This window comes from Enterococcus sp. AZ149, from assembly GCF_051714285.1.
GTDB lineage: Bacteria > Bacillota > Bacilli > Lactobacillales > Enterococcaceae > Enterococcus_D > Enterococcus_D entomosocium.
Map to the genome: position 1 here is coordinate 3176201 of NZ_JBIORO010000001.1, position 8800 is coordinate 3185000.

Sequence of the window (8800 nt, forward strand, 5' to 3'; positions counted from 1 at the left end):
GCCATCGCCGTATCTGCCTAGCCAAATCAGGTTCAGTCAGATATCACTCGAAGACGAGTTCGAAAGGTGTGCTGTGCATTTCCACCAACCATGCACTCTCTAAAAGTCCCACCGTACTTCTACTATTCCTTCTCAAACGTGAAAGTTTCTTTGCACTTATCCTAACAAAAATCATTAGGAATAGCAATCTATTTTACCCTAACTGTTTGTCCTGGGTAAATAAAGTTATTTTGAATATTGTTCCATTGAATAAATTGATCCGTCGTGATGCCAAACTTATCTGCGATCCCCCAAACGGAATCACCCGATGCGACCTTGTAAGTACCATTTGTCGCTGAAGTGCTGGTAGTAGCTGTTGTGCCGCCTTGCTTGACGACCACCTTTTGTCCTGGATAGATAAAATCATTTTTGATGTTGTTCCAGTTGCGGAATTGGTCCATCGAAATCCCGTGTTTATTGGCAACTGACCAGACTGAATCACCCGCTGCCACCGTATAGGTGTTGCCTGCAGCACTGCTGCTGGTTTGGCTGCTGACGGTCGTGCTCGTTGTTGTACTTGTCCTCGTTGCGGAACTACCACTTACGACAACTTTTTGTCCTGGGTAGACAAAATCATTTTTGATATTGTTCAAACTGCGAAATTGATCCATGGAGATCCCATGTTTGTTGGCGATCGACCAGACTGAATCACCCGCTGCCACTGTATAGGTACCGCCACTGCTTTGGCTAGCAGTTGATGCAGTGCTGACGGTCGTGGTACTGCTGGTATTCGTAGACGAACCACCGCTGACGACAACTTTTTGTCCTGGGTAGACAAAGTCATTTTTGATATTGTTCAAACTGCGGAATTGATCCATTGAAATCCCATGTTTATTGGCGATCGACCAGACTGAATCACCAGAAACTACGGTATAGGTGTTGCCTGATGTAGTTGCTGAAGTATTACGATTGACGATCGATACCGTAGAAGTTGCCGAAGTACTTTGGGTGCTGCCGTTAACTTTCAACGTTTGCCCTGGATAAACAAAATCATTTTTGATGTTGTTCAAGCTGCGCAACTGATCCATTGAGATCCCATGTTTGTTAGCGATCGACCATACAGAATCGCCCGAAGCGACTGTATAGGTTTGACTGCCGCTCGTGCTGACAGCCGCCGTTGTAGTCGTAGTATTGGTTGATGCGCTAGCTGTGGCACCACCACCGGCATTGCCAGAAGCAGGTGTGTCGTATTGCGTCAAACCAAATTGTTGGATCACTGCATTCAGGGAAGAAGCATAATTTGGTGCAGTCGCATAGCGGCCTGCTAGCCATGCGGTTGCATCAAGATATGAAGTCGTATTGCTCTTCCAAGCGCCAGAATAATATGAAACGCCGCTTTGTAAAGAGGTTGAGCGTAAAGTACGTGCGTTATCTTCGAATGATTGCGTGTATGATGGGTAGCGCTTAAAGGGTTCATTCATAGTCAACCATTGATTGTTCAAGTACTCCAAAGTACTCATATAAACGGTTTGACCGTTGTAGCTGCCTTTGATCCCGAATAGATTATAATTCGGTGCTTTTGATAAACTGCTTCGGCCCCAACCACTTTCTAAAATGGCTTGTGCGATCATCACAGAAGCATATAAATCGTTGGCTTGTGCCACGGGCTGAGCGTAAGTAGCGATTTCGGCAATAAATGCGGAAGTATTCGGCGCGGCAAAATTGCTAGTAGAAACTTGGGCGATCGAGGTCTCTACGGCTTCTGCTTGAACCGATGACACCAATGGAGCTACAACAGAGCAAGCAGTCAGTGTCGTTCCTAAAACAACTGCACTTTTTTTGATCACTCGATACTTATCGCCCGATTGGTCTGCTTGACGATGTACTTTTCTTGATTGACTCGTGTTCATGTCCGTTATTCCTCCGTTTTTTCCTTATAGTGAACGTAGGTTTAGTATACAATTTCTTAAGAATTTATAAAAGGTATTTGAGCCGATTTCAGAAACTGTAAACTCTTTGTAATCAAACGAACATTTATTGAAATGAAGAGTTTGTATTTAACCCAACGAAAAATATTCCTTGGCAGTGGGATGCTCCCTGAATGGTTCCCTGCTTTTTCCGTCTTGCGATAAATGCTATAATACCTTCTAGATGTCTCTTTGCTTGAAGGGACAGAAATTCTCTAGAAACGAGGCTTTTCCATGCATAAAAAACTTTATTTTCAATTTGCCGGCAGCTGCTTTTTACTGCTGTTCGTTTTTCTCGGCTATCTCGTGAAATTTTATCCTACTTGGTTGGTCTCCTTTGACGAAACCTTGACTCGCATCATCCGCACCGGCTATCCGTTTTGGACACCGTTTTTTCTATGGGTCACAAAATTTGCGAATCCTACCACGATCATCTTGCTCTTTCTTGCTGTTTTAGCCGTTTTAGTAATCAATAAATATTATGCAGAAGCACTATGGCTCAGTATCGGCACCATCGGGATCGCCGGGCTCTTTAACCCATTGATCAAACTGGTCTTTTTACGGGAGCGACCAACCCTTGAACACTTAGTCACGGAATCAAGTTTTAGTTTCCCTAGCGGACACTCGACAGGCAGTATGGTTTTTTATGGAACATTGCTCTTCTTGGTCCCGGTTTTCTTCAAGCAGCCTTTTTGGCAATGGGGACTCCGTATTCTGTTAGGCCTATTGATCAGTTATATCGGCATCAGCCGCATCTATGTTGGCGTGCATTTTCCCAGTGATGTGTTAGGCGGTTTTTGTGTCGGCCTGTCTTGGCTGCTGTTGACCTACCCTTACTACTTGCAAAAACGTTTTGTCTGGCGCTTCACGCGTAAACAATTATAAAAGAAGGTAAAAAAATGAATCCATTTCCTTATGCAGAAGATAAAAACAAACGATACCATTCATGGAACTTTGCTTTGCGGCAAGAATTTGGCGAAAAAATCTTTAAAGTTCCCATCGATGCGGGCTTCGACTGCCCCAATCGTGACGGCACCGTTGCCAAAGGCGGCTGTACATTTTGCAGTGTGTCCGGCTCTGGCGATATGATCGTAGCACCTGAAGCCCCGCTACCAGAGCAGTTTGAAAAAGAGATCGCCATGATGCACAAAAAGTGGCCGCAAGTGGACAAATACATTGTCTATTTTCAAAATTTTACGAACACCCACGCACCGGTGGCAGTGATCCGCGAGCGCTTCGAGCAAGTACTGACACTACCTGGTGTTGTCGGGATCTCCATTGGGACCCGACCAGACTGCTTACCAGCAGATGTCGTTGACTATCTGGCAGAGCTCAATCAACGCTTTTATTTATGGGTCGAATTAGGACTGCAAACGACTTTTGAAACCACGAGCAATGCCATCAACCGCGCCCATGATTATCAAACCTACTTAGACGGCGTCGCCAGCCTGCGCAAACACAATATTCGTGTCTGTACCCATTTGATCAATGGCCTGCCAGGCGAGACGATCGAGATGATGCAAGAAAACGTCCGCCGCACCATTCAAGATTCTGATATCCAAGGCATCAAACTGCACCTGCTGCATTTGATGCGCAATACTCGGATGCTGCGGGATTATCATGAGGGACGTTTGCATTTGATGCGGCGCGATACCTATGTGTCATTGATCTGCGATCAGTTAGAAATGATCCCCCCAGAGATCATCATTCATCGCTTGACAGGCGATGCACCATGGGATTCTCTGGTAGGTCCAATGTGGAGTTTGAAAAAATGGGAAGTCTTGAATGAGATTGATCAAGAAATGCTACGCCGCAACTCCTATCAAGGGAAATTCAACGTGCGAAAGGAGCTTGTCAATGCTGCCGACCGCCATGCGCTATAGCCACACCCTTTTAAAAGAAGTTGTGCAACCGGGACATACCGCTGTTGATGCCACGATGGGCAACGGCTTTGACACGGAATTACTGGCTTCCTTAGTTGGGCCGACTGGTCAGGTGTTTGCTTTTGATATTCAAGAACAAGCCCTCCAAGCCACCAAAAAACGTTTGACTGAAAAAGAGCTGTTGCCGCAAGTTCAGCTGATCCATCAAGGCCATGAGACGTTGGCAGATGTTGTGAGTGGTCCGGTTCACGCCGCCATTTTCAATTTAGGCTACTTGCCGAAAGGGGACAAAGCGATCATCACGCTGCCTGATACAACGAAAACGGCTTTAGAAGCTTTACTGACACGTTTAGTCCCGAAAGGTAGAATCATCCTCGTCTGCTATTATGGACACGCTGGCGGCGAAGCAGAGCTGAAAGAAGTCCACTCCTTTTGTCAGCAGCTGCCGCAAGAGGAATATAATGTCCTTTCCTATCAATTTATCAATCAGCGCAACCAGCCGCCGATCTTATTTTGTATCGAACGAAAAAACCATCAGTCCTCGGCACGTTAAGGTGTCGATCGACTGATGGTTTTTTTATTCACTAAAAAGCCATTGCAGGACTCGTTGGATCCATTGATCCCAAAAATTCCAATCATGATCCCCAGTTCCCGATTCAAACGTTACGGCTAGTTTGCGTTTTTGCAGCTTATCCACCGCATATTCACTTGCCGGATACAGCTGATCCTCGGTTCCGCAGCTAATAAAAAAGCGCGGCGCGGTGCTTGGATCGATGGTCTCAATCAGATGGATCAAATCATTTTCTGACCCTTTGAATTGCTCTAAAGGGCCAAAGATTCCTTCCCAATAAGCTTGGCTTCGCAGCTGCAGCAAGGAATCCATGCTTTCAGCCAGCGCTAATGCGCCAGACAAAGACGCTACCGCCGCAAACTGGTCAGGCTTGCGCAGCCCAAGTTTTACTGCCCCATAGCCCCCCATCGAGAGACCTGCTGCAAAAGTTTTTTCTCGTTTTTGCGTCAGTTGAGGAAACAGTTCATGACAAATTTGTGGTAATTCTTCGGCGATAAACGTCCAATACTTCATTTCGTAGGTCGTATCGGTATACCAGCCCAGATCAGTAGACGGCATGATGACCGCTAGTTGATACTCTGCGGCATATCGCTCGATCGACGTCCGTCGCTGCCAGACACTATGATTTCCGTTCATCCCATGCAATAAATAAAGCACCGGGAGATCTGTGCCCGTCGATTGGCTTTGCGTACCGATTTTTTTCTTGGTACTTTGAGGCAAGATCACATCGATCATTACCTCCATTTCAAGAACATTTGAATAGATATTTGCTTGTAAAAAAGCCATACAATCACCTGCGATCCTTTTTTTATATTGTACCAGATTCTCGCGAAATCGTGCGGGTCAAACCAATCGCTAGCACAATGAGTAAAACACCGATCCCAAAAACCCAGTGTAGACCGCTATAAAGAATCTCCCGTAATTGCCCTAATAAGGCTGTTGGCAGCTGACGCGCGGCGGCTGGATCAACCAGCTGATTCATGACACTGCTATCAGTGACTTGCGCCTGTGCCAAGCCCACGCTATTGCTGGTGTTTAAAACGATACCGAAGACCGCCACCATAATGGTTTGCCCGATCGTTCGCAGCAGGGTATTAAAAGAAGTCGCCACGCCGACTTGGGTGGGTGCAACGCTGGTTTGGGCAGTAACGGTACAAACCACCATCGTTGCCCCTAATCCGACGCCCGTAATAGAAGAAATGACCAAGAACAACCAGAATGAAGTCTGTGCCGGTGTCAAAAACAACCACAAAGCACCGGTAGCCGTGATCAACAAGCTAACCGTCAAGACCCAGCTGACACTGTGCTGTGTCAACCAACGGCTGGCTAAGAAGGAACCAATCATCCATAAAATCGACAACGGTGCCAACACAAGCCCGCCAATCCCCGCACTCATGCCTAAGACCCCTTGCATCCACATTGGGATATAAACATCGATCCCCATCAGGAAGCCGCTAGCCAAAGCTGCTACGATGTTGACCACCACAAATAGTTTTGAGTGGAACAGCTTCAGATCAATAATCGGATCTGCTGCTTTTTTCTCCACACGAATGAAGCCGATAAACGTGAGGACAGAAAAAACGAACAGACCGATAACAGGCAGACTTACACCATAATCTCCTAGCAATTGGAAGCCTAGCAGGAGCCCTACTAACGTCAACATCAACAAGAGACTGCCTGCATAATCAATGTTGACTGCAGCAAAGGCCTTTTTTTCTTCATGAAAATAAAACCAAATTAAGGCGATCAACCCTAATCCGATGGGCACGTTGATAAAGAAGATCCAATGCCACCCGATCGTATCTACGATCAATCCACCGGCTAAGGGACCAACGACACTGGCGATCCCCCAAGCAGTACTATTGAGCCCTAAGACTTTCGCCCTCTTTTCAACAGGATACAGGTCCGCAATGATCGTTAGGGCAACGGGCATCATGGCCCCTGCGCCTAATCCTTGCAACGCTCTGGCAATGATCAACGTCAACATTGTGTTGGCCATCCCACAAAACGCCGACCCGATAATAAACAGCAGCGTACCAAATAGAAAGACTGGTTTGCGGCCGATGTTATCGGCAAACTTGCCGTAGATCGGGGTCAACATCGCACTGGTCAAAAGATAGATCGAGAAGACCCAGTTCATGATCTCGATCCCTTTCAATGAACTAACGATGGTAGGCATCGCTGTCGTAATGATCGTTCCTTCGATCGCGGTCATAAACGTTGCGACAAAGACCGCAATAGTGACTAATTTTACATTGGTTCGCATGTAACTCCTCCTTTTACTCCAAAAAAAAGAACCCCTATTGATAGTCATCAATAGAGGTCGCCTCTTTTAATCCTTCACACTTGCCAAAAGTGCCGCCACCTTGTCGGTGCGTTCCCATGGCAAATCGATATCTGTACGACCGAAATGTCCGTAAGCGGCAGTCTGACGATAAATCGGACGGCGCAAATCTAACATTTCAATAATTCCTGCTGGTCGCAAATCAAAGTTTTCTCGTACCGCTTGGATCAAGCGCTCGTTGCTGACGGTTCCGGTACCAAAAGTGTTGATGCTGATCGAAACGGGCTGTGCCACACCGATCGCATAGGCTAATTGGACTTCCACTTTTTTGGCTAGCTTTGCTGCTACGATGTTTTTGGCAATGTAGCGAGCCGCATAGCTGGCTGAACGGTCAACTTTGGTTGCGTCTTTTCCAGAAAACGCACCGCCACCATGACGAGCATAGCCGCCATAAGTATCAACGATGATTTTTCTGCCTGTCAAACCGGCATCCCCTTGAGGACCGCCGATCACAAAACGACCAGTAGGATTAATATAATATTTTGTCTGCTCGTCTAAAAGATCGGCAGGAATCACTTCTTTGATCACTTTTTCAATGACATCACGGTGGATCGTTTCATTATCAGCCGCATCATCATGCTGGGTACTAATAACGACGGTGTCCACTCTTTGTGGTTGATCGTTATCATCATATTCAACAGTTACTTGCGATTTTGCATCTGGACGCAAGTAGCTTAGTTCATTGTTTTTACGCAACTCTGCTAATCGACGGACTAACCGATGACTCAATGCGATTGGTAAAGGCATCAATTCAGGTGTTTCATCAACGGCAAAACCAAACATCAAGCCTTGGTCACCGGCACCGATATCTTCTTTATCCGTTTCTCCGCGACTTTCTAAAGCATCGTCAACGCCTTGAGCGATATCTGGTGATTGCTCATCGATCGCTACTAAAACAGCAACCGTATCGCCGTCAAAGCCGAATTTTGCTCGTGTATAGCCGATTTCTTTGATGGTTTCACGGACGACTTTTTGGATATCTACGTAAGCAGAAGTAGAAATTTCTCCAAAAACTAAAACCAATCCGGTGGTAACTGACGTTTCACAAGCAACCCGAGCCATTGGATCTTCGGCAAGCAACGCATCTAAGATGGCATCACTGATTTGGTCGGCTACTTTGTCTGGGTGTCCTTCTGAAACGGACTCTGATGTAAATAAGTGTTTCTCTGTCATTTTTGTATTCCCCCTAATATATGTTTCGGTTACAAGGCATCTTCGCAGCTGCGAATCCTTTCGGGAACTTGCAACGGACTGATTATAACAAATTTTGACCCTTCGTAGTTGAAAAATGATAAAAAAGATCATTTTTGGTAATAAAAAAACACTCTCAAGAGTGTTTGCATGATCCGTACGGGATTCGAACCCGTGTTACCGCCGTGAAAGGGCGGTGTCTTAACCGCTTGACCAACGGACCAGTTTGAAAATGTAATGGGCCTAAATGGACTCGAACCATCGACCTCACGCTTATCAGGCGTGCGCTCTAACCAGCTGAGCTATAGGCCCCAAATAAAAAATGCAAAGCGGGTGACGAGAATCGAACTCGCGACAACAGCTTGGAAGGCTGTAGTTTTACCACTAAACTACACCCGCATTCCTATGGCGCGGGACAGAATCGAACTGCCGACACATGGAGCTTCAATCCATTGCTCTACCAACTGAGCTACCGAGCCAAAAACAACGGTCTGGACGGGACTCGAACCCGCGACCTCCTGCGTGACAGGCAGGCATTCTAACCAACTGAACTACCAAACCAGAAGCTTTGTATTGCTGCTTTGCCGTTAAACAAAGCGATTGCGGGAGCAGGATTTGAACCTACGACCTTCGGGTTATGAGCCCGACGAGCTACCAGACTGCTCCATCCCGCGATAAGTAATTACTTTTCAGTAATTAAAGGACTGTGATTCTTTTGCTCGCAACAAAAGAGACAGTTAAGGAGGATAAGGGATTCGAACCCTTGCACGGTTTTACCCGCCTGACGGTTTTCAAGACCGTTCCCTTCAGCCGGACTTGGGTAATCCTCCAAAAGTAAAAAATGATCCGTACGGGATTCGAACCC

At 46.4% G+C, this 8800-nt stretch carries 7 protein-coding genes, 8 tRNA genes, 1 riboswitch and 1 other annotated feature (2 of these 17 cut by a window edge); of the genes, 3 read left to right on the forward strand and 12 right to left on the reverse strand.

What is annotated here, in order from left to right; all coding sequences use genetic code 11:
• Positions 1–146 (reverse strand) — a binding site (T-box leader); it reaches 74 nt to the left of the window's first position.
• Positions 147–188: 42 nt separating this feature from the next.
• Positions 189–1889 carry a muramidase family protein gene (locus IGI94_RS14660; RefSeq protein WP_086372400.1) on the reverse strand — a complete coding sequence of 567 codons (1701 nt, stop codon included), beginning with the start codon at positions 1887–1889 and terminating at the stop codon, positions 189–191.
• Positions 1890–2180: 291 nt separating this feature from the next.
• Between IGI94_RS14660 and IGI94_RS14665 the strand changes: the two genes are divergently transcribed.
• Genes IGI94_RS14665 through IGI94_RS14675 form a run of 3 tightly spaced genes read left to right on the forward strand, consistent with a single transcriptional unit; the run spans position 2181 to position 4382 of the window.
• Entirely contained in the window at positions 2181–2831 is a 651-nt protein-coding gene (locus tag IGI94_RS14665; RefSeq protein ID WP_438899923.1) for a phosphatase PAP2 family protein, read from the forward strand.
• A gap of 14 nt (positions 2832–2845) precedes the next feature.
• Positions 2846–3829, forward strand: a complete 984-nt coding sequence (locus tag IGI94_RS14670; RefSeq protein ID WP_438899924.1) for a TIGR01212 family radical SAM protein — start codon at positions 2846–2848, stop codon at positions 3827–3829.
• Entirely contained in the window at positions 3804–4382 is a 579-nt protein-coding gene (locus tag IGI94_RS14675) for a tRNA (mnm(5)s(2)U34)-methyltransferase (RefSeq protein WP_005233365.1), read from the forward strand. The genes IGI94_RS14670 and IGI94_RS14675 overlap by 26 nt, the downstream gene beginning before the upstream one ends.
• Positions 4383–4406: 24 nt before the next feature.
• On the opposite strand, the gene IGI94_RS14680 is transcribed toward IGI94_RS14675, so the two are convergent.
• From IGI94_RS14680 to IGI94_RS14730, 11 genes are all read right to left on the reverse strand, one after another.
• A complete protein-coding gene (locus tag IGI94_RS14680) occupies positions 4407–5186 on the reverse strand; it encodes an alpha/beta hydrolase (RefSeq protein WP_005227672.1) in 780 nt (259 codons plus the stop codon).
• Between the two features lie 22 nt (positions 5187–5208).
• A complete protein-coding gene (locus tag IGI94_RS14685) occupies positions 5209–6666 on the reverse strand; it encodes an MDR family MFS transporter (protein WP_086298745.1) in 1458 nt (485 codons plus the stop codon).
• A gap of 66 nt (positions 6667–6732) precedes the next feature.
• Positions 6733–7917 (reverse strand): methionine adenosyltransferase, encoded by a 1185-nt coding sequence (gene metK, locus IGI94_RS14690; protein ID WP_005233362.1) that lies wholly within the window; start codon positions 7915–7917, stop codon positions 6733–6735.
• Positions 7915–7996: riboswitch (SMK box riboswitch) on the reverse strand. Its footprint overlaps the gene before it by 3 nt.
• 90 nt (positions 7997–8086) lie before the next feature.
• A tRNA-Glu gene (locus tag IGI94_RS14695) sits at positions 8087–8158 on the reverse strand.
• A 15-nt stretch (positions 8159–8173) separates the two neighbouring features.
• Positions 8174–8247: transfer RNA gene (locus IGI94_RS14700), tRNA-Ile, on the reverse strand.
• A 16-nt stretch (positions 8248–8263) separates the two neighbouring features.
• Positions 8264–8334: transfer RNA gene (locus IGI94_RS14705), tRNA-Gly, on the reverse strand.
• Positions 8335–8341: 7 nt separating this feature from the next.
• Positions 8342–8414: transfer RNA gene (locus IGI94_RS14710), tRNA-Phe, on the reverse strand.
• 8 nt (positions 8415–8422) lie between these two features.
• Positions 8423–8496: transfer RNA gene (locus tag IGI94_RS14715), tRNA-Asp, on the reverse strand.
• 39 nt (positions 8497–8535) lie between these two features.
• A tRNA-Met gene (locus IGI94_RS14720) sits at positions 8536–8609 on the reverse strand.
• Positions 8610–8675: 66 nt separating this feature from the next.
• Positions 8676–8765 (reverse strand) — tRNA-Ser (locus tag IGI94_RS14725).
• A 12-nt stretch (positions 8766–8777) separates the two neighbouring features.
• Positions 8778–8800, reverse strand: a tRNA-Glu gene (locus IGI94_RS14730); it runs 49 nt beyond the window's last position.

Coding starts and splice junctions, on each gene's coding strand:
- IGI94_RS14670 (WP_438899924.1), top strand. CDS start 2,846: ATGAATCCATTTCCTTATGCAGAAGATAAAAACAAACGATACCATTCA.
- metK (WP_005233362.1), bottom strand. CDS start 7,917: ATGACAGAGAAACACTTATTTACATCAGAGTCCGTTTCAGAAGGACAC.
- IGI94_RS14680 (WP_005227672.1), bottom strand. CDS start 5,186: ATGGCTTTTTTACAAGCAAATATCTATTCAAATGTTCTTGAAATGGAG.
- IGI94_RS14660 (WP_086372400.1), bottom strand. CDS start 1,889: ATGAACACGAGTCAATCAAGAAAAGTACATCGTCAAGCAGACCAATCG.
- IGI94_RS14665 (WP_438899923.1), top strand. CDS start 2,181: ATGCATAAAAAACTTTATTTTCAATTTGCCGGCAGCTGCTTTTTACTG.
- IGI94_RS14685 (WP_086298745.1), bottom strand. CDS start 6,666: ATGCGAACCAATGTAAAATTAGTCACTATTGCGGTCTTTGTCGCAACG.
- IGI94_RS14675 (WP_005233365.1), top strand. CDS start 3,804: ATGCTGCCGACCGCCATGCGCTATAGCCACACCCTTTTAAAAGAAGTT.